This is a genomic window from Acidocella sp. C78, from assembly GCF_907164655.1.
This window is the reverse complement of record NZ_CAJQZK010000016.1, coordinates 1-19,265: the sequence shown is the minus strand read 5'-3', so window position 1 is coordinate 19,265 and position 19,265 is coordinate 1. Positions and strand designations below refer to the sequence as shown.

18 protein-coding genes are annotated in these 19,265 nt (G+C 71.0%); 7 read left to right on the top strand and 11 right to left on the bottom strand.

Translation table 11 applies throughout. The features are described from left to right. Nucleotides 1-79: 79 nt before the first annotated feature. Nucleotides 80-478 (bottom strand): lytic transglycosylase domain-containing protein, encoded by a 399-nt coding sequence (locus ACIDOCELLA78_RS000000106610; RefSeq protein ID WP_201728912.1) that lies wholly within the window; start codon nucleotides 476-478, stop codon nucleotides 80-82. Nucleotides 479-558: 80 nt separating this feature from the next. Between ACIDOCELLA78_RS000000106610 and gspG the strand changes: the two genes are divergently transcribed. Beyond that, a complete protein-coding gene (gene gspG / locus ACIDOCELLA78_RS000000106605) occupies nucleotides 559-996 on the top strand; it encodes a type II secretion system major pseudopilin GspG (protein WP_201728911.1) in 438 nt (145 codons plus the stop codon). A gap of 10 nt (nucleotides 997-1,006) precedes the next feature. Here gspG and ACIDOCELLA78_RS000000106600 read toward each other — a convergent pair whose 3' ends face one another. Beyond that, nucleotides 1,007-1,804 (bottom strand): type II secretion system protein GspK, encoded by a 798-nt coding sequence (locus ACIDOCELLA78_RS000000106600; RefSeq protein ID WP_201728910.1) that lies wholly within the window; start codon nucleotides 1,802-1,804, stop codon nucleotides 1,007-1,009. Between the two features lie 2 nt (nucleotides 1,805-1,806). Beyond that, on the bottom strand, nucleotides 1,807-4,074 hold the full coding sequence (gene gspD, locus ACIDOCELLA78_RS000000106595) for a type II secretion system secretin GspD (protein WP_201728909.1): 2,268 nt from the start codon (nucleotides 4,072-4,074) through the stop codon (nucleotides 1,807-1,809). Nucleotides 4,075-4,162: 88 nt separating this feature from the next. Between gspD and ACIDOCELLA78_RS000000106590 the strand changes: the two genes are divergently transcribed. Continuing rightward, on the top strand, nucleotides 4,163-4,465 hold the full coding sequence (locus tag ACIDOCELLA78_RS000000106590; RefSeq protein WP_201728908.1) for a hypothetical protein: 303 nt from the start codon (nucleotides 4,163-4,165) through the stop codon (nucleotides 4,463-4,465). 139 nt (nucleotides 4,466-4,604) lie between these two features. Here ACIDOCELLA78_RS000000106590 and gspM read toward each other — a convergent pair whose 3' ends face one another. From gspM to ACIDOCELLA78_RS000000106555, 7 genes are all read right to left on the bottom strand, one after another. Then, the gene (gspM, locus tag ACIDOCELLA78_RS000000106585; RefSeq protein WP_201728907.1) at nucleotides 4,605-5,204 is read right to left on the bottom strand and encodes a type II secretion system protein GspM; all 600 of its coding nucleotides are present in this window, start codon (nucleotides 5,202-5,204) and stop codon (nucleotides 4,605-4,607) included. Further along, complete coding sequence (locus ACIDOCELLA78_RS000000106580) at nucleotides 5,191-6,189, bottom strand: PilN domain-containing protein (RefSeq protein WP_201728906.1); 999 nt, start codon at nucleotides 6,187-6,189, stop codon at nucleotides 5,191-5,193. The genes gspM and ACIDOCELLA78_RS000000106580 overlap by 14 nt, the downstream gene beginning before the upstream one ends. Nucleotides 6,190-6,288: 99 nt before the next feature. Then, nucleotides 6,289-6,885 carry a prepilin-type N-terminal cleavage/methylation domain-containing protein gene (locus tag ACIDOCELLA78_RS000000106575; RefSeq protein ID WP_201728905.1) on the bottom strand — a complete coding sequence of 199 codons (597 nt, stop codon included), beginning with the start codon at nucleotides 6,883-6,885 and terminating at the stop codon, nucleotides 6,289-6,291. After that, the gene (locus tag ACIDOCELLA78_RS000000106570; protein ID WP_201728904.1) at nucleotides 6,882-7,250 is read right to left on the bottom strand and encodes a type II secretion system protein; all 369 of its coding nucleotides are present in this window, start codon (nucleotides 7,248-7,250) and stop codon (nucleotides 6,882-6,884) included. The genes ACIDOCELLA78_RS000000106575 and ACIDOCELLA78_RS000000106570 overlap by 4 nt, the downstream gene beginning before the upstream one ends. Then, the gene (locus ACIDOCELLA78_RS000000106565; protein WP_201728903.1) at nucleotides 7,234-7,701 is read right to left on the bottom strand and encodes a GspH/FimT family protein; all 468 of its coding nucleotides are present in this window, start codon (nucleotides 7,699-7,701) and stop codon (nucleotides 7,234-7,236) included. Before ACIDOCELLA78_RS000000106565 ends, ACIDOCELLA78_RS000000106570 begins: the two co-directional genes overlap by 17 nt. Beyond that, nucleotides 7,685-8,905 (bottom strand): type II secretion system F family protein, encoded by a 1,221-nt coding sequence (locus tag ACIDOCELLA78_RS000000106560; RefSeq protein ID WP_201728902.1) that lies wholly within the window; start codon nucleotides 8,903-8,905, stop codon nucleotides 7,685-7,687. Before ACIDOCELLA78_RS000000106560 ends, ACIDOCELLA78_RS000000106565 begins: the two co-directional genes overlap by 17 nt. Nucleotides 8,906-8,917: 12 nt before the next feature. After that, entirely contained in the window at nucleotides 8,918-10,591 is a 1,674-nt protein-coding gene (locus ACIDOCELLA78_RS000000106555; RefSeq protein ID WP_201728901.1) for a GspE/PulE family protein, read from the bottom strand. A 70-nt stretch (nucleotides 10,592-10,661) separates the two neighbouring features. Here ACIDOCELLA78_RS000000106555 and ACIDOCELLA78_RS000000106550 point away from each other — a divergent pair, with 70 nt between their 5' ends. The 3 genes from ACIDOCELLA78_RS000000106550 to ACIDOCELLA78_RS000000106540 all read left to right on the top strand — a co-directional run bounded on the left by ACIDOCELLA78_RS000000106550 (nucleotide 10,662) and on the right by ACIDOCELLA78_RS000000106540 (nucleotide 14,392). Then, nucleotides 10,662-11,276, top strand: coding sequence for a prepilin peptidase (locus ACIDOCELLA78_RS000000106550; protein WP_249675988.1), 615 nt, complete (start codon nucleotides 10,662-10,664; stop codon nucleotides 11,274-11,276). Further along, nucleotides 11,270-11,419, top strand: coding sequence for a hypothetical protein (locus ACIDOCELLA78_RS000000106545; RefSeq protein ID WP_249675986.1), 150 nt, complete (start codon nucleotides 11,270-11,272; stop codon nucleotides 11,417-11,419). Before ACIDOCELLA78_RS000000106550 ends, ACIDOCELLA78_RS000000106545 begins: the two co-directional genes overlap by 7 nt. 129 nt (nucleotides 11,420-11,548) lie before the next feature. After that, nucleotides 11,549-14,392, top strand: coding sequence for a beta-propeller fold lactonase family protein (locus ACIDOCELLA78_RS000000106540; protein ID WP_249675984.1), 2,844 nt, complete (start codon nucleotides 11,549-11,551; stop codon nucleotides 14,390-14,392). 128 nt (nucleotides 14,393-14,520) lie between these two features. Here the strand turns inward: ACIDOCELLA78_RS000000106540 and ACIDOCELLA78_RS000000106535 are convergent, their stop codons facing one another. After that, a complete protein-coding gene (locus tag ACIDOCELLA78_RS000000106535; protein WP_201728900.1) occupies nucleotides 14,521-16,866 on the bottom strand; it encodes a TonB-dependent receptor in 2,346 nt (781 codons plus the stop codon). Nucleotides 16,867-17,313: 447 nt separating this feature from the next. Between ACIDOCELLA78_RS000000106535 and ACIDOCELLA78_RS000000106530 the strand changes: the two genes are divergently transcribed. Together ACIDOCELLA78_RS000000106530 and ACIDOCELLA78_RS000000106525 are read left to right on the top strand one after the other, a co-directional pair. Beyond that, nucleotides 17,314-18,279 (top strand): thiamine pyrophosphate-dependent dehydrogenase E1 component subunit alpha, encoded by a 966-nt coding sequence (locus ACIDOCELLA78_RS000000106530; RefSeq protein ID WP_283770839.1) that lies wholly within the window; start codon nucleotides 17,314-17,316, stop codon nucleotides 18,277-18,279. A gap of 24 nt (nucleotides 18,280-18,303) precedes the next feature. Next, a partial coding sequence (locus tag ACIDOCELLA78_RS000000106525) for an alpha-ketoacid dehydrogenase subunit beta (protein WP_201728899.1) occupies nucleotides 18,304-19,265 on the top strand: 962 nt, incomplete at its 3' end.

Below are 19,265 nucleotides of genomic sequence, written 5' to 3'. Positions count from 1 at the left end.
AATTAATTATTAACCTAGGTTAAAAATATACAGATCAAATTTCCTTGTGCTGTGATGTTTCCGTTGCAAAACTGTGAAATTATTTGACACGAAACATCCGGCTGGCCATGGCCAGGGCGCGCGCGCGATAGGCGGCGTTGAGTGCCGGGGTGGCCGAATGATAGTCGCCGATGCCGCGCATCAGCGTGCCGGCGCGGTCGATATCGGCGCGCAGGATGAAGGCGGCGGCGGCGATGCTGAAACACGGATCGTCGATCAGGCGGCGCCGCGTCTCGCCCCGGCCGAGGCGGGCGCGGCGGGCGATGGCGTCGAGCCAGACGCTGTTGACCTGCATCAGCCCGTAATCGGCGGTGCCGTTGGAATCCGGCCGGACCAGCCCGGGATGCCCGCCCTCCAGCCGGGCGATGACCGGCAGCACCCGCGGCGGCAGGTGATAGACCGCGGCGGCGAGGAGCATGCAGCGCAGCAAGCCGGTCATCGTGACGTCTCCGTGAAATCGCGCGCGGGGGGAAAGCCGGCGCTGGCGCCGCGGCCGGCGGGTCGGATATCCAGTGAGGCATGTGTGAAACCAAAGCTCAGGCGCGGCGCGACGCGGGCTATACGCTGCTCGAATTGCTGGTCGTCATCGTCATTCTCGGCCTGCTGATCGCCCTGGTCGGGCCGGCGCTGCTCAGCCAGCTCGGGCGGGCCAAGGCGAGCATCGCCGAGCAGTCGATCGAGCGGATCGGCTCGGTGCTCGACCTGTTCAAGCTCGATGTCGGCAGCTACCCGACGACGGATGAAGGCTTGCAGGCGCTCATCAGCAAGCCCGCCGGGGTGAGCGGCTGGCACGGGCCGTATCTCAAGCAGACCACGCTGCCGCGCGACCCGTGGGGGCATGGGTTCGTCTATCAGGCGCCCTCGGCGCGGCCGGGGCTTGCCTATGATCTGTGCTCCAAAGGGCCGAAGGACGTGACCGCGGCGCCGGGAGCGCCGGGGATGATCTGCAACCGCTGAGGGTGGCGGGTTACTCGCAGCGCGCATCCGACCAGTCCAGCACGATATAGGGCGCATCGACATTGGCCGGTGTCAGGCGGATGGTCGCGCAGCGCGCCGCGCGGGCCACGCCCGGCCCGGTGGCGATGGCCTCGATCCGCATCACCGGCGGGCCGCCGACATGCCCGCCCGGCAGGTCTATCCGCCCGGCCAGCCCCACCGCCGCGCGCACCGCCGCATCCGCCGCCGCGAGGTTGGGCAAGGCGGGGGCGTAGAGCGAGAGATGCGGGCGCAGCCAGGCGAGCAGGCCGGGAATCATGCCCGGCAGGCTGGCGAGGTCGGCCAGGCTGCGGAACGGCGCCTGCGGCGGGCCATAGGCGCTGCCGGCGGCGCGGTAGCGGGCGCGGAGAGCGGCGAGGCGGGCTGGCGCAAGCGCCGGGTCGCGCGCCTCGGTCAGGGTTTCGGCAAGGCTTTGCGCGGGTGCTGCGGCCATGCCGCCGACGCGGAACAGCGCGGCCAGCAGGGGGGCGGGGGCGGTGTCGGGGTTGATCCGCCCGGCGACGAAGCTGGTGGTGAGCCGGACATGCGAGGCACCCATCCGCACCTCTGCCGGCGCCACGCCGCCGGCATCGAGCCGGGCGACGGCGAGCCACACGCCGCCCTCGGCCGCCGCCGCCGCCACCGCGGCGTCGCGCAGGTTGCCGGCGATCGCCATCTGCTGGCGGGCGGCGACCAGCAGCCGGGTGACGAGGAAGCCGAACAGCACCAGCACCGCCAGCACGATCAGCAGCGCGAAGCCCCGCTCGTCGCGCCGGCGGGGCCGCGCCATGCTCAGTGCAGCCCGAGATGCCGGCGCAGCGCCGCTTGCGGATCGGCCGATCCGTCCATCGGCAGGCCGTTCAGCTCGGCCGGCACATTGGCGGCGTTGGGCAGCGCCTGTTCGAGGTCGCTTGTCAGCGCCGCGGCGTCGGTCGCGTCGTGGACGACATGCGGGGTGATCAGCACCAGCAGCTCCTGGCGCGCGCGGTTGTTGTCCTGCGTGCCGAAGAGCGGGCCGAGCAACGGCACGTCCTTGAGGAAGGGCAGGCCGGAATTGCCGCGCTGGACATTGTCGGTGATCAGGCCGGCGAGGCCGATCGTCTGCCCGTCATGCACGACGACGCTGGAGGAGACGGCGCGCTCGGAGAAGGTGGGCGAGTTGAGCCCCTGGGTGGTGACCGAGGGGGCGACGTTGCTCACCTGCTGCGAGACCGTGAGCGCCACCAGACCGTCGCTGGAGATATGCGGGGTGATTTGCAGGATCACGCCGGTTTCCTGGTAGTTCACCGAGTTGATGACCGGCGCGCCGGTGGTCAGCGTGCTCTGCGAGGTCTGCGAGAGATAGGGCACGAGGTTGCCGACCAGCAGGTTCGCGGTGCGGCCGTTCTGCACGAGGAGCTGCGGCGAGGAGAGCACCTGCACCTGGGTCACCGATTGCAGCGCCGAGATCGCGAGCGGCGCGCCGTCGCTGCCATGGCCGGCGAGGACAAAGCCGGGGAAGCTCTGGTTCAGCGCGGCACTGGTGCCGGTGCTCAGCACCGCGTTGATGCCGCCGGACTTGAAGAAGAACTGGGTGCCGTATTTGAGCGCGCCGTTGAGATCGACCTCGGCGATCGTCGCGTCGATCTCGACTTCCAGCGGCTCGATGTCGAGCTTGCGGAGCATCGCCTCGACCGAGGCGTTTTCCGAGGCGTCCGCCCGCACCAGGATCGCGTTCTGCCGGGAATCGGCGAGGATGCGCAGGCCGCTGGAATCGCCGCCGCCGCCCGCGCCGCCGCCGAGCGGGCCGAGCAGCGGATTGCTCGCCGCCGCGTGGTCCGATGCGGGGGCTGCGGCCGGTGCCGCGGCGGGAGTGGCGAGGCCGGCGCCGAGCCCGGAGGCGGTGCCGGTGCCGGTGCCCGTGCCGCTGCCGGGGGGGGCGCCGAGCCCGCCGGTGGCGCCGCCGGCCGCGTTGCCCACCAGCCCGCCCGAGCCCATCAGCGTCTGCGCCGAGACGCCGGGGGCGGTGTTGCCGGTGGTGTCGGGCCCGGAGGGCTGGGCCGTCACGTCGTTGGGGGTGAAGGCTTCCTGCAACACCTGGGCGACGTCCTCGGCGCGGCTGTTGCGCAGGTAATAGACGTGCCAGGCGCGGCGCGTCGCCGCTTCCTGCCGCGCGAGGGTGCGGTAGACCCGGTCCGCCGCGCGCACGGCCGCGCCGGAGGGGGCGATCACCAGCACCGCGCCGATGCGCACCAGCGGCACCACCTTGACCACGCCGCCCGCCTTGCCGGCGTGCAGCGCCTGGGTGAGGGCGGCGGCGAAATCGCGGGCGTTGGGGCCGGTCGCGGGGTAGAGCGCGTAGGACTGGCCGGCGAGGGCATCGACGTCGAAGGCGCGGATCAGCGCGAGCAGGGTGGCGCGGACCTGCGGGTTGCCCTCGACGATGAGGGCGTTGCGGTCGGGCTCGGCGATCACTCTTCCGCCCTTGCCGACATAGGGTTGCAGCACGGCGGCGAGATGCGCCGCGCTGACATGGGTGAGGGCGACGACGCTCGACCCGTCGAGCCCCGGCGCGGTGGCGAGGGCGGCGGCCGCCTTGTCGGCCGGGACCACCTGGTAGAGCCCGTTGCTGCGGATGAGGGCGGCGTGGTTCTGCGCGAGCAGGGTTTGCAGCGTCGGGATCAGGGCGGAGGCGGGGATGTCGTGCGCGGTGCGCAGCGTCGCCTTGCCCTGCACCGCCGGGTCGATCGTGTAGGTGACGTGCAGCATGTTGCCGAGGATTTGCGCGACGACGGCGCGGATGTCGGTGTCGGCGAAGTCGAGCGAGACATCGCCGCTGCCGGCGGGCAGCGGGGCGCCGGGGACGCTGGCGGGCGGCGCGTGGCCGGGGCTCGCGGTGATCGCGCCGGTGACGGGCGGGGTGGCGATCACGGCGTCGGCGCGGGCTGGTGGCGCGGCGGTCGATGATGCGGCGGGTGCGGGGGCGAGCAGGCGGGTGGCGTTGGGCGGCTGCGGCCGCGGGGTGCACCCGGCGAGCAGGGCGGCGGCGGCGAGAACGCCGGCATGGACACGGGCGCGCATGGTTTCGCTCGATCTCCTGAGACTTATCGGGGGCCGGGATGGACAAGGATGCCGGCCTCGGCGGCCGGCTTCGGCGGGGTGGCGTGCGGTGCGGCGCCGGCCGCGTGGGCGAAGCGCGGCACGAGGCGGAGGCGCCGCGCGGGCCGTCGAGCAGCACCGCGCGGCGGCCGATCCGCACGATGCGATAGCCGCCGAGCTGCGCGCCCTCGCCGAGCAGGACCGGCTTGCCGGAGGGGCGGGCGAAGATCGCCAGCCGCACCGCATCGCCGCGCAGGATGCCGGACAGGCGGGGCATCAAGGCGGCGTCCGCGCTGGCGGCGGCGGCGACCGGCCGGCGGTCGGGGCGGAACAGCGGACGGGCGAGAATCCGTGCCGTGGCGGCGGCGGATGAAGCGGGCTGGGGGGACGCCGTCGGGGTCGGGCGCGCCGCCACGGGGGGAGTGGCGGTGCCGGCATCGGCGCGAGCGCCAGCAGGGCGACGGTGGCGGCCAGCGCCAGAACGAGAGCGCCGAGGCCGAGCCGCGCGCCGATCATCGCGCCGCCTTCGCGATGCGGAAGCCAGAGACGGTGAAGCTCGCATGCAGCGGCAGGGCGGCGCCGGCGGCGGGCACGCCGGTTGCGTGCAGGTCGAGCCGGTTGACCAGCATCCGCGGCGATGCCGCGCCGAGCGCGTCGAGAAAGCCGATCAGCGCGGGGTAGGAGGCCGTCATCGAGATTCGCAGGCGAACCCGCTCGACGCCGCCGAGGCTGACCGGCGGGAGCAGTTCGGCGCTGTCGAGCCCGATCCGGTGGGTCGCGGCGAGGGACTGCACCGCGCCCTGCAAACGGGCGCCGGCGATGGAAGCCGAGCCGCCGGGAAGATAGGCGTCGCGCCCGGCGCCGGGTCGGCCCTGTGTGGCCAGGCGCCGCAGCGATGGCAGGTTGGCGACCAGCATCCGCTCATGCGCGAGCAGCGTGCGGGAGGCGGTGACGCGGGCGCGCAGGTCGCGATACCAGGCGAGGCCGGGGCGGATGATGCCGAAGCCGACAAGGGCGAGCAGCGCCGCCGAGATCGCGAGCGCGAGCGCCTGCCCGGCGCGGCCCTCCGGCAGGTCGCGCGGGAGGCGGGTCATCGCGTCAGCCCGCTTCATCGTCGCGCAGCCGCACGCGGATCGAGAACACGTCGCCATTGCCGTTGAGCGAGCGGGTGACCGGGGCGGCGAAGGCCGGATCGGCGAAATGCGGATCGGCGGCGAGCCGGGCGATCAGCCCGGCGGCGTTGGGCGACTCGCCATCGAGCGTCGCCACCCGGTCGCGCAGGGAGAGATCGGTCAGGTAGCTGCGGTCCGGCAGGGCGCTTGTGAGGGCGGCGAGCATGCGCAGCATGTCACCCTCGCGCGCTGCCTCGGCACCGAGTGCCGCGCGGAAGCGGTCTTCGGCGGCAAGCCTCGCGCGCAGCGCCTCGGCCAGCCGGACCTGCGGGGCGATCGCGTCCCGCGCCGTGGCGAGCCGGTGCAGGGCGAGCGCCTGGCGCGCCGGCGGAATGGCGAGGCAGAGCCCGGCGAGGGCTGCCGCGAGCAGCGCCAGCGCCGGGGGGACGCGGCTTTGCCGCCGGGCGCCGGGCAGCGCGAAGACGGCCTCTCCCTCCGTGCCCGCGGCCTCGATCCGCACGGCGGCGAACCCGGCCTCGCCCAGTGCGGCGAGGAGGCCGGCGATCCAGGCACGGGGGAGCACGGCGAGGCGAACGTGGAGCAGGCCCTGCGCGGGGTCGCGCGCGACGATCTCGTGGGCGACGAGCACCTCCTCGGCGGTGAAGGGGGTCAGCCGGTCGATCTCGAAGGCGAGGGCTGCCGCAAGGTCGCGCCGCGCGGCGGCGGGAAGGGTGACGCGGCGGATCAGCGCGCCGGCGCCGCGCAGCCGCAGCACCACCGGCCGGATGACGGCGCTGCGCCGCATCTGTCCCAGCCGGCCGAGCGCGCTCCCGCCGCCGCGGCCTTCCTGCGTGACCTCGGCCGCCGCGGGGGGCGCGCCGGCGGCGGCGGTGACGGTCACCGCCGCATCCCGCCCGCCCGGCCGCCGCAGGGCGCCGGGCACCAGCGACCGCAGGGTCGCGATGTACCAATGAATGAAATCCATTAATATTCTGGTTACGCGACTAAAGAAAAATTGAAAATTAAGGTTTTGTGTCACTCGATCGCGGCGCAGCGGCGCAGCGGCGCGGGCGGGGGCGCGTGGCTATCCGCCGGCGGCGAAGGGGGCGCGCCAGGGGGCGGCGATCAGGTCGGGCCAGGGGCGCTGTCCGGCGGCGGGGACGATGCGCAGCCGGATCAGGCGCGGCAGCGCGCCGGCCGGGCCGGCCGCGTGCCAGGCGGGTGCCGCGTCCGGCCGGTCGGCCCACCAGTAGCGCAGCTCGATCGCCCGGATATGGCGGGCGAGGATTTCGACATGGGCCTCGCCGGCCGGCGCCGGCCGTGGGCCGAGCGGCGGGCCGGGCGGCGCCGGCCGCCAGGCGAGCACCAGATCGCCGCCGCCGGTGACGCCGATCTCGGCGAAGACGAGGCGGCTCGACAGCGCCGCGGCGCGTGGCAGGGTGGTGACGAGGGCGAGGTTGTGCGCGGCGCCGGCGGGCTGGCCGGGCCGGGCCTGCGCGATCAGCCGGCGCAGGGCGCGGAAGGTGGCGAGCCGGTCGGCCTCGGCGCCGATCGTCCCGGTGGTGCGGCGATAGGTGGCGATGCCGAAATGGCTGGCCTGGGCGAGCCCGGCGAGCAGCAGGCCGAGCACCACCAGCGCGACCAGCATTTCCAGCAAAGTGAAGCCGCTATCCCGCCTCATGGTGGTGCGACGCGGATGGTCACCAGCGTCACCGCCCGGCCGGCGCCGCCCCAGCGCTCGCTCACCGACAGGCGCAGCGCCCGCAGCGGCGCGCCCTTCGCGACCGGCAGCGGCGTGGCCTCCTCGCGGAAGCGGAAGCCGCCGCCATCGCGCCCGGTGCGGACGTAGTGGCCGCGCGGCGCGAAGGCGGCGAGGGCGGCGAGGCGGGACTGGGCGCGTTCCACCGCCGCCGCCTCGCGCCCGCCGATGGCGACGCCCGCCGCGCCATCGAAGGCGGCGCGGTACAGCACCGCGACCGCCAGCGCCGCGATGACGAAGGCGACCAGGGTTTCCAGCAGGATGAACCCGCTATCGCGGCGGGGCATCGGTGCTGATCCGCCCGGTCAGCCAGTCCACCGTCACAAGCGCTCGCGCGGCGCCGCGCGAGAGCAGGATCCGCCCGCCGGTCGCGCTGCCATCGGGGGAGAAGACGATCCGCCCCCAGCCGCGCGCGGCCGGGCCGTGAAACGCGATGGCGATTCCGCGCGGCAGGCTGCCCCGCTCGCCCGGGCCGACCCAGTTTCCATCCGCCGGCGCGATCGCGAAGGTGCTGCGCCGGCCGGTCGTGATCGCCACGGCGCGCGCGGTGCGCAGCGCCCCGACGAGGGTGGCGGCGGCGGTCGCGGGGTCGTGGCCGATGCGCCGCCAGGGCGCCGCGGTGGCGGCGAGCGTCAGCGCGAGGCCGAGAATGACGACGACGACGAGCAGTTCGAGCAGCGTGTAGCCGCGATCGTCCGCCGCGAGCTCAGTGGGCGCGGGCTCAGTGGGCGAGGGCATCGAGACCGAGCATGGCCAGCAGCAGCGAGGCGACGATGAAGCCGATCGCGCCGCCCATCACGATGGTGATGGCGGGGACCAGCAGCGAGACGAGTTTCTGCACGCCGAGCCGCGCGCGCTCCTCGTGGATTGCGGCGGCCCGCAGCGCCATGCGGCCGAGCTGGCCGGTTTCCTCGCCGAGGCGGAGGAGCTGCACCGTCCGCTCCGGCAGCAATCGCGCGGCGGCGAGCCCGGCGGCGAGCCCCTTGCCGCGCCGCGCCGCGTCCGCCGCGGCGGCGATGGCGAGGGCGGCGGCGCGATTGCCGATCACGTTCTGCACGATCGCCATGGCCGGCACGAGGGCGACGCCGTTGCCGAGCAGCGTGCCGAGCGTGCGGGTGAAGCGCGCCGCCAGCGCCTCGCGCAGCAGGAAGCCGACCAGCGGCAGGCGCAGGACCAGCCGGTCGAACCGCAGGCGCGGGGCGGGGCGGGCGAGCAGCAGGCGGGTGCCGGGGATGGCGAGGGCGAGCAGCGCCAGCGCATAGGGCCAGAGCGTGGCGCAGGTTTGCCCGATCGCGAGCAGCAGGCGGGTGGTGGCGGGCAGGGGGACGCCGTTTTCGGCGAAGATCGGCACGAATTCCGGCAGCACGTTGGTCAGCAGAAACACGATCGCGCCGGTCGCGGCGAAAGCGAGCAGGGCGGGATAGGTGAGGCCGGCGATCATCGCCGCGCGCAGCGAGCGGTTGCGCTCCAGCAGTTCGGCGAGGTCTTCGAGCGTCGCGGCGAGGGCGCCGGAGTCCTCGCCGGCGCGCACCAGCCCGACATAAAAGGGCGGGAAGCTGCGGGGCTCCTGGCCGAGCGCGCGCCAGAGCGCGGCGCCGTCGCGCACCTTGTCGCAGATCGCGAGGATGATGGCGCGGGCGCGCGGGGTGGCGGCGGCGGCGGCGGTGAAGCGCAGGGCGCGTTCGAGGTCGAGCCCGGCGCCGAGCATCGAGGCCAGTTCGCGGGTGAAATCGGCCAGCGCGTCGGCGCCGAGGCGGGGGGCGCCGCCGATGTCGCGGTTGAGCAGGGCGAGCAGGCCGGCGCCGTGGCGCGGGGCGGCGCCGAGCAGGATCAGGCCGCGGCGCTTGACCGCCTCGATCGCCTCGGCCTCGTTCGCCGCCTCGATGGCGAGGCGGGCGGGCGCGCCGGCGCGGTCGATCACCCGGAAGACGAAATCAGGCATCGCGCCGCTTCGTCATGCGAGCAGGCTTTCGGCGAGCGAGGTTTCGCCGGCCAGCACCGCATCGCGCGCGGCGCTGGCGAGGCTGCGCAGGCCGGCGGCGCGGGACAGCTCGTCCTCGCCGGCGCCGGCGGCGAGGCGGGCGGCGAGTTCGGCGGTGGGGGTGAGGAACTCGGCGACCGCCATGCGGCCGCGAAAGCCGGTGTCGCGGCATTCGGGGCAGCCGCGCGGGTGGTTGAGCGGCGTGCCCGCGGCGATTCCGAGCTGCGCCGCCTCGGCCGGGGTCGCCGGCGCCGCCTGCCGGCAGGCGGGGCAGAGCCGGCGGATCAGCCGCTGGGCGAGCACGCCGCGCAGCACCGAGGCGACGAGATAGGGTTCGAGCCCCATGTCGCGCAGGCGGGTCATGGTGGCGACCGCCGAGTTGGTGTGCAGCGTCGAGAGCACGAGATGGCCGGTGAGCGCGGCGCGGGCGGCGATTTCGGCGGTTTCGAGGTCGCGGATCTCGCCGACCATGATCACGTTCGGGTCCTGCCGGAGGATGGCGCGGAGGAGCTGGGCGAAATCCAGCCCGATCTGCGGCTTGACCTGGCTCTGGCTGATGCCGGCGAGGCGGTATTCGATCGGGTCCTCGATGGTGACGATCTTGCGGCGCGCGCGGTCGAGGCCGAGCAGGGCGGTGTAGAGCGTCGTCGTCTTGCCGCTGCCGGTCGGGCCTGTGACGAGGACGATGCCGTTGGGTGCTGCGAGGGCGGCGCGGAAGGCGGCGACGATCGCCGGGTCGAGGCCGAGGGCGCCGAATTCGAAGGTCATCGCGCTGCGGTCGAGCACGCGGATGGCGATGGTCTCGCCGTGCATCGTCGGGATCGAGGAGACGCGGAAATCGACCTCGTGGCCGCGCACCGGCAGGCGGATGCGGCCATCCTGCGGCAGGCGGCGCTCGCCGATATCGAGCCGCGCCATGATCTTCACGCGCGAGACGATGGCCGGGGCCATCGCCGCCGGGTGGACCTCCGCCTCGACCAGCGCGCCGTCATGGCGGTAGCGGATGCGCAGCCGGTCTTCCTCGGGCTCGATATGGATGTCCGACGCGCGGGTTTCGACCGCGCGGGCGATGATCTGGTTGACCAGGCGGATCACCGGCGCCTCGCTGGCGAGATCGCGCAGGCGCTCGGCATCCGCCTCGCTCGGCCCGGACTCCTCGGCCGCCTCCGCCGCGGCCCCGGCATCGCCGGTTTCGGGGTAGAGACGGTCGAGCGCGGCGTCGAGGTCGATCGGCACGGCGACGGCGCGGCGCACCGCGCAGCCGGTGGCCGCGGCCACCGCGCCGGCGGCGAAGCCATCGAACGGATCGACCATCGCGAGGTCGAGCAGCCCATCGGCCATCGCCAGCGGCAGCACCCGGGCATCGCGCAGGAAGCGCGGGCGGAGCCGCGCGGGCAGGACTGGTTCCGCCGGATAGGCTTCCGGCGCGAGCAGGGCGAGGCCGAGAGCGGCGGCGGCGGCCTCGGCCAGGCTGCGCTCGCCGATCAGCCCGAGGCGGACCAGCGCCGCGGCGAGGCCGAGCCCGGTTTCCGCCGCCAGCGCCCGCGCCCGCGCGATGCCGAGGGAATCGACCAGCCCGGCCTCCAGCAGGAGTGTGCCGATGGCTGAACTGTCCTCATCCGGGCGCAAGGCGGCGTGATCGAGCATCGGATATGTCTCGCGGAAACGATTTTTTTACCTTATGCCCCGAGGACGCTGCCGCCGGAGCCGAAACCATATGACAGTTCAGGGAAATATTCTGGTTGCGGGCACGATCCTGGCCGCGCCCTTCATCGGCTCGTTCATCGGCACGCTGGTGGAGGACCTGCCGCGCGGCCGGCTGTTCGCGCGGGGCCGCTCGCGCTGCGATGCCTGCGCCGCCACGCTCGGCCCGGGCGACCTCGTGCCGCTGGCCAGTTTCCTGCTGCGGCGGGGCCGCTGCGTGCATTGTGGCGCAGCGATCCCGCGCCGGCTGCTGCTGATCGAGCTGGCGGCGCTGCTGCTGGCGATCGGCATTGCCGCGCTGGACCCGGCGGGGCCGCGCGTGCCGCTCGATTTCGCCTTCGCGGCGACGCTGCTGGCGGTGGCGCTGATCGATCTCGACTGTCTGCGGCTGCCGGACGCGCTGACCCTGCCGCTGCTGCTGGCCGGGCTGCTCGCGACCGCGCTGCGCCAGCCGGCGGCGCTGGGGGCGCACGCGGCGGGCGCGGCGCTGGGCTATCTCGGCTTTACCGGGCTGCGCCTGCTTTGGCGGCTGCTGCGCGGGATCGACGCGTTGGGGCGGGGGATGCGAAACTGCTCGCCGCCGGCGGGGCCTGGCTGCCGCCGGCCGCCCTGCCCTGGGCGGTGGTGATCGCCGGGCTTGCGGGGCTTGCCGGGGTCGCGCTCTGGGCGGTGCTGCGCGCCGAGGCTGGCGGCGGGAGGCTGATGCGGCAAAGACTGCCGTTCGGCCCGGCGCTGGCGGTCGGCCTGCTGGCGATGAGACTTGCGACATGAACTGTCATCAAAACAACATTAATTAATAACACACAAAGATTTTATTACACGTAAAGTTGAATGTGTCGGACGGTAACCACGTTGTCCGCCGTTCGCGCTGACGTTCATTCTCAAAAATGGAGACGACCGATGCACGCCAGAAGGGCGGCCACGGCTTTGCGTACTCTTTTGCTTGCGGGTTCGGCGATCATCGCCGTCGCGGCGACCACGGGGGCGGGGCAAGCCGCCCCGGCAACCATCACCTCCAGCGGCCAGTATCTCACGCCGACGGCCACCCCTGGCGCGGTGTTCACCCGGCTCAATCCCGGCCTCGCCGACAACCCTTCCTATGTCGCCGGGCAGGCGATCAGCACCGCCGTCAGCCCGGATGGCAAGACGCTGCTGGTGCTGACGAGCGGCTACAACCTGGTGAACGACGCGAACGGCAAGGTCATTCCGGGCGATTCGGAAGAGTATGTGTTTGTCTATGACATCTCGAACGACACGCCGGTGCAGAAGCAGGTCATCAAGGTGCCGAACACCTGGGCCGGCATTTCGTTCAGCCCGGACGGGCAGCATTTCTATGTCTCGGGCGGCGTCGACGACGACGTTCACACCTATGCGCAGGGCGCCAGCGGCTGGGCCGAAATCGGCACGCCGTTCGCGCTCGGCCATGCGGCGGTCGCGGGCAATCCGCTGAGCAGCGGCGGCGTCGGCTTTCTCGTGAAGCCGCAGGCGGCTGGCCTTGCCACCACGGCGGATGGCTCGTCGCTGCTGGTCGCCAATTTCTATAACGACAGCCTGTCGATCGTGAAGCTGTCGGGCGGCGTTCCGAGCGGGAGCGCGACCGAGGTGCAGCTGCGCCCCGGCGTGATCAACGCCGCGCAGGATGGCGTTGCGGGCGGCGAATATCCGTTCTGGGTCGTCGCCAATGGCAACTCGACCGCCTATGTCTCCAGCGAGCGGGATCGCGAGATCGATGTCGTCTCGCTGACCGGCACGCCGCAGGTGACCGCGCGCATCAAGGTCGCGGGCAATCCGAACCGGATGGTGCTGAGCGCCGATGGCAAGTATCTCTATGTCGCGTGCGACAACGAGGCGGATGTCGAGGTGATTTCCACCGCGTCGAACACGGTGGTGGACACGATCCACACCACCGCGCCGGCCTCCTTTGTCGGCATGCCGAAATATTTCCACGGCACCGCGCCCAATTCGCTCGCGCTGTCGCAGGACGGCACGCGGCTCTATGTGACCAATGGCGGCACCAACTCGGTCGCGGTGATCGCGCTGAACACGGCGAAGCCGGAGGTGATCGGCCTGCTGCCGACCGGGTATTATCCGAACAGCGTCAGCGTCAGCCCGGATGGCAAGATGCTGTATGTGGTGAACGGCAAGAGCATGCCGGGGCCGAACCCGTGCAACGAGAAGCTGGCGGCCGACGTGCCGGCGAGCTGCACCGCGCTCCAGCACAACAACCAGTATATTCTCCAGCTCTCGAAGGCCGGCTTCCTGACGATGCCGGTGCCAGCGACCAACGAGCTGGACGCGCTGACGCATCTCGTTGCGCACAACAACCATTTCTCGTTCCACGAGAGCGCGCGCGACCGCTCGATGATGGCGTTCCTGCACCGCCACATCAAGCACATCATCTACATCATCCGCGAGAACCGCACCTATGACCAGATCCTCGGCGATCTCGGCGAGGGCAACGGCGATCCGGCGCTGGCCGAGTTCGGCAAGACCTATACGCCGAATGTTCACCGCCTCGCCTGGAACTTCGTCGATCTCGACAATTTCTACGATACCGCCGAGGTGAGCGGCAATGGCTGGCCCTGGAGCACCTCGGCCCGCGAGTCCGACTATGGCACCAAGGCGCTGCCGGTGAACTATGCCGGGCGCGGCCTGTCCTATGACTGGGAAGGCACCAACCGCAACGTCAATGTCGGCATCGGCTCGCTCGCCGGCCGCAAGGCCGCCAACCCGCTCTATCCCGCCGACTCGAACCTGCTGCCCGGCACCGGCAACGTCGCAGCACCGGACGGACCGCACGGCCAGGTGCAGCGGGGCTATCTGTGGGACGCGGCGCTGCGCGCGGGGCTGAGCATCCGCAATTACGGCTTCTTCATCGATCTCGGCCGCTACAACCTCTCGGGCGCGCTGGCGAAATACGGCATTCCCGAGATCACCGACGCCTACGCCCAGAAGATCAAGGTCTCGTATTCCACCAACCCCGATCTCGCGCCCTATACCGATCCGTATTTCCGCGGGTTCGACAACACGATCGCCGATTACTACCGCGAGCAGGAATGGAGCCGCGAGTTCACCAACTATGTGCGCCACCACGACCTGCCCTCGCTCGAACTGGTGCGGCTGATGCACGACCACACCGGCAATTTCACCACCGCGCAGAACGGCGTGAACACGCCGGGCCTGCAGATCGCCGACAACGACTATGCGGTGGGCAAGCTGATCCAGACCGTCGCGCATTCCCCCTATGCCTCATCGACCCTGATCTTCATCGTCGAGGACGACGCGCAGGACGGGCCGGATCATGTCGACGGGCATCGCAGCGAGGCCTTCGTGGTCGGGCCCTATGTGCGCCATCATGCCGTGGTTTCGGCGCGCTACAGCACGGTGAACATGATCCGCACGATGGAGGACATTCTCGGCATCGGGCCGATGACGCTGAACGACGCCTACGAACGGCCGATGACGGCGGTCTTCAGCCGCGACGACCGGAAGTGGACGTTCAACGCCGCCGTGCCGCAGCCGCTGACCGCGACGACGCTGCCGATCACGACGCAGCCGCAGCAGGACGAGCCGGAGTGGCAGCCGCTCCACAACGCCGCCTGGTGGGCGAAGAAGACCAGGGGGTATGACTGGCGCAAGGAAGACGCCATTCCCGCGGTCGCCTACGACCACATCCTCTGGGAGGGCATGATGCCCGGCAAGCCCTACCCGACCGAGCGCAACGGCCGCGATTACGCGCGGTAACGCCTGATGGATACCGGGCGGCGGCACCGCCGCCCCGGCCCCGCGACAAGGGAAACCGGCCGGAGCGGCGTGCTCCGGCCGGTTTTTTCATGGCAGTCGCGCGGGGCGTTGCGAGGCTGCGCGCCGGATCAGAATGTCATCCTGACGCCGCCATAGCCGGCGATTGGGCGGCCGGGATTGGCGGTGCGCGGATCGGTCACGCCGCCGGGGACGAAATTCCACGGCACGTCGGCGACCGGGCCGAACCCGCCATAGGTCTGATACGACAGGTTGGTCACGTTATCGACCATCGCGAAGACGGTGAGCCGCGGGGTGAGCTTGTAGGAGGCATAGACGTTGAACACCGCGTAGCCGCCGACGGGCTTGGTCAGGTTCGCCTCGTCGCCGAAGCGGTACTGGCTCGATTGCAGGATGGCGGTGGTGCCGAGCAGCAGCCGCTCGGTGAGCTTGTATGAAAGGTCGATCGTGCCGCGATTGGCGGGGATGCCGGGGATGCGGTCGCCGGGGACGACGTGGATCTGGCCGTTGGCATCGGCGGCGGGGTTGGAGGGGCTGTTGAGCGTCAGCGCGTTCTGGAACGTCGCGTCGATATGCGCGAAGCCGAGGCGCAGGCCGAGCCGGGGGCCGGCATAGGCGAGGTCCGCCTCGATCCCCTGGCGGCGGGTGGTGCCGCTGTTGGTGTAGAATTGCAGGTTCGGGTTGTAGAGGGTGGACTGGTAGATGATGTCGTCGTGCACATCGGTGCGGAACAGGTCGACATTCCAGCGCAGCGTGCCGCCGGCGAAGCGGGGGAGATGGCCGCGCGCGCCGAATTCGAAGGTGCGGGCGACGACCTGTTTCAGGTTCGGATCGCCGACGAAGAAGTTCAGCAGCGAGCACGGGTTGGCCGCGCTGGCGCAGGAGAGTTCGGTCGGCGTCGGGTTGCGGTTGGTTTCGTCGACGCTGCCATAAAGGTCGAGCGTCTTCAGCGCGTGCCAGGTCAGGCCGAGCTGCGGGTTGAACCGGTCATAGGCGTGATGGCCGGAAACCGGGCCGCCGAGCTTGTCCGCGAGGTCGATCTCGGCATTGTTGAACCGCCCGGCGAGGGTGAGGTCGAGCCGCGGGGCGAGGGTGAACACGTCGTTGAAGAACAGGCCGAAATAACGAGTCGTCGTCGCCACCTGCACCGGGTTGACGCCGTATGCCGGCTGGTCGACCGTTACACCCGGGCCGATGAAGAGATGCGTGACCGGCGTGATCCCGCCGATCTGGGTGAAGGCGTTGAACATGGTGTTGGAGCCGTCGAAGCTCGCGCCGATGGTCAGGTGGTTGGGGTGGCGCAGCAGCCGGCTGTCGTTGATGAGCTGGACCGAGGCGCCATAAGCCTGCTGGTCGATGCCCTCGTTGACGAGGCCGGAATAGATCCCGCCATTGAGGAAGTCGGGCACCGCGGCGCCGCCGCGCGTCGTCACCACCTCGCTGGTGCCGGCGTTGCAGAGGGTGCCGGGCTGGCCGGGGCAGGCGGCGAGTTCCTGGGTCACGCCGTTCGGCAGGCGCTGCGAGAGATCGGCGAAATAGGCCAGGGCGTCGAGCGCGGTATCGCCGTCGAGCGCGTAGCGCGCGGTGGCGCGGGTGGCGATGTATTTGTTGTAGACGGTGTTGGGGCCGGAGAAGATGCTGGCGATGTCGTAATTCAGCGCCTGCACCGGGGTGGCGCCGGGATTGCCGATCGCGTTGTCGGCGGCGATGACGCCGAGATGCAGCTCGGCGCGCGCGTTGCGCCAGCCGAGATCGGCATAGACCCGGGCGAGGCGGGAGGATTGGGTCTGGCGGAAACCCGCATCGTGGACGACGTCGGCGGCGAGATAGGCGGCGGTGCCGGCGCGGTGCGCGCCATATTGCAGGCTGCCGCCGGCGCGGCCGTAGGAGCCGCCATAGACCGAAACCTCGCCGCCAGGTGCAGTGAATCCGTTCTTGAGCGTGACATCGAGCGCGCCGCCGAGCGCGTTGAGCCCGAAGGCGGGATTGGCCGGCTGGAGGCTCGCGCTGCGGATCGCCTCCGGCGGGATCAGGTCCCAGTTCACGGTGTCGCCGAACGGGTCATTGAAGCGCATTCCGTCGAGATAGACGGCGACGCCCTCGGCCGTGCCGGTGACCGGCGAGGCGGTGAAGCCGTGGAAGTTGATGTCCGGCTGGAACGAATTGCCGTCGACATCGCTGATCGAGGCGCTGGGCACCGCGGCGAGAATGGCGTCGGTCAGGCTTGGAATCCCGGTGCGGTCGATCTCGGCCGCGCCGAGGACGTGGGTGGCCTGGGGCAGCCTGTCGCGCCCGATCGCCGAGCCGGGCAGCGGGGTTGTGGCGATGACGTCGACCTGCGGCACCTGGACGATGGCGGCGGCCGGCACGAGCGACGCGGCCGGCACGGCCTGGGCGCGGGCGGTCGGCGCGAGGGCGCCCATCGAGAGGAGACAGGCGGTCAGGCGGCGGAACATGCGGTGACACTCCTGGGTCTGCGGCAATCCCTTCGGTCCGGAAGCCTTGGCGCCGGTCGGTCAGGATGGCGATGGGACGATGACGCCGCGCATCGCCCTTGCTCCGGGCGGGTCGGCGCGCCGGTCAATTTTTAGTTATCGTTCGGCGACCCCGCCAGCGCCGCTCGCATCGCGCGCGACGGATATAATCAATTCTTCATTTTAGTTGTCGATGTGATAATTTTTAACAAAATGAACGAACGATCCGTCGATTACGCACCGAAACGGCCTTCCCGCCGCTTCCGTCACCGACGGGGCAGTTTCGAAAAGCAACACTCCGGCCAGGGTGGCCAGGGTTGCGGCGTGGACGCAGACCGGCTTTTCGATCTAGCCTCCTCGCCAGCGGTGCGCGTTCGGGACGCCGCAAGTCAAGCCCGGCCGCAAGACGGGCGACAAAGGAGGAAAACAGTGCAGTACAGCCGCGAGTTTCTGCTCGACAGCTACCGGACGATGGCGACCATCCGGCGCTTCGAGGATCGGGTTCATGATGAGTTCGCGACGGGAAAAATCCCCGGCTTCGTGCATCTCTATGCCGGCGAGGAAGCCTCCGCCGTCGGCGTCTGCTCGCATCTCGACGAGCGCGACGTGATCGCCTCGACCCATCGCGGGCATGGCCACTGCATCGCCAAGGGGTGCGACGTCACCGGCATGATGAAGGAGATTTACGGCCGCCGGGGCGGGCTGTGCGCGGGCAAGGGCGGGTCGATGCACATCGCCGATCTCTCGAAGGGCATGCTGGGCGCCAACGGCATCGTCGGCGGCGGGCCGCCGCTGGTCTGCGGCGCGGCGCTGACCGCGAAGACGCTCAAGACCGGGGGCGTCGCGGTCGCTTTCGTCGGCGATGGCGGCTCCAACCAGGGCACCACGCTCGAATCCTACAACCTCGCCAAGGTGTGGAACCTGCCGGTGCTGTTCGTGGTGGAAGACAACGGCTACGCGGAATCGACGGCCAGCGGCTGGTCGGTCGGCGGCACCCAGGCGGGCCGCGCCGCCGGGTTCGGGATTCCCTGTGTCGAGGTGGACGGGTTCGATTTCTTCGCCGTCTACGAGGCGGCGCGCGACCTCATCGCCCGCGCGCGCAATGGCGGCGGGCCCGGCATGCTGCATGCGACGCTGACCCGCTTCTATGGCCATTTCGAGGGCGATGCGATGACCTATCGCGCCGCCGACGAGATTGCCCGGCTGCGCGCCGAGAAGGACAGTCTCAAGATTTTCCGCGCCAAGGTCGGGCCTGGCGGCACCGCCTCGCCGGGGGATTTCGACGCCGTCGACGCCGAGGTGACGGCCGCGATCGACGCCGCGGTGCTCGCCGCCGAGACCGACGCGCCGCCGACCGAGGCGGACCTGCTCACCGACGTCTATGTCAGCTACTGACCAAATCGACCGGGGAAACACACCATGGCCAAGAAAACCTATCGCCAGGCGATCAACGAGGCGATTGCCAGCGAGATGCGGCGCGACCCGCGCGTGATCGTGATGGGTGAGGACAATGCCGGCGGCGCCGGCGCGCCGGGCGAGCAGGATGCCTGGGGCGGCGTGCTCGGCGTCACCAAGGGGCTGATCGGCGAGTTCGGCGCCGAGCGCGTGCTCGACACGCCGATTACCGAGAGCGCCTTCATCGGTGCGGCCGCCGGGGCGGCCGCGACCGGGCTGCGGCCGGTGGCCGAGCTGATGTTCATCGATTTCATGGGCGTCTGCTTCGACCAGATCTTCAACCAGGCCGCCAAGTTCCGCTACATGTTCGGCGGCCGCGCCGTCACCCCGCTGGTGATCCGCACCATGTATGGCGCGGGGTTCCGCGCCGCCTCGCAGCACAGCCAGTCACTCTACCCGATCTTTACCCATATTCCGGGGCTCAAGGTGGTGCTGCCCTCTTCGCCCTATGACGCGAAGGGGCTGCTGATCCAGGCGATCCGCGACGACGACCCGGTGATCTTCTGCGAGCACAAGGTGCTCTACGACGAGACCGGCGAGGTGCCGGACGAGGCCTATACGATCCCGTTCGGCGAGGCGAACCTGACCCGCGAGGGCAAGGACCTGACCATCGTCGCCTTCGGGCGGATGGTGAATTTCGCCAACCAGGCGGCCGACCAGCTCCGCCGCGACGGGATTTCCGCCACCGTGATCGACCCGCGCACCACCTCGCCGCTCGATTCCGAGACCATTCTCGACTGCGTCGCCGAGACCGGCCGGCTGGTGGTGGTGGACGAGGCCAGCCCCCGCTGCTCGATGGCGGCGGATATCTCCCGCCTCGTCGCCGAGGAGGCGTTCTCCCACCTCAAGGCGCCGATCCGCACGATCACGCCGCCGCACACGCCGGTGCCCTTCTCGCCGCAGCTCGAGGATCTCTACGTGCCCGG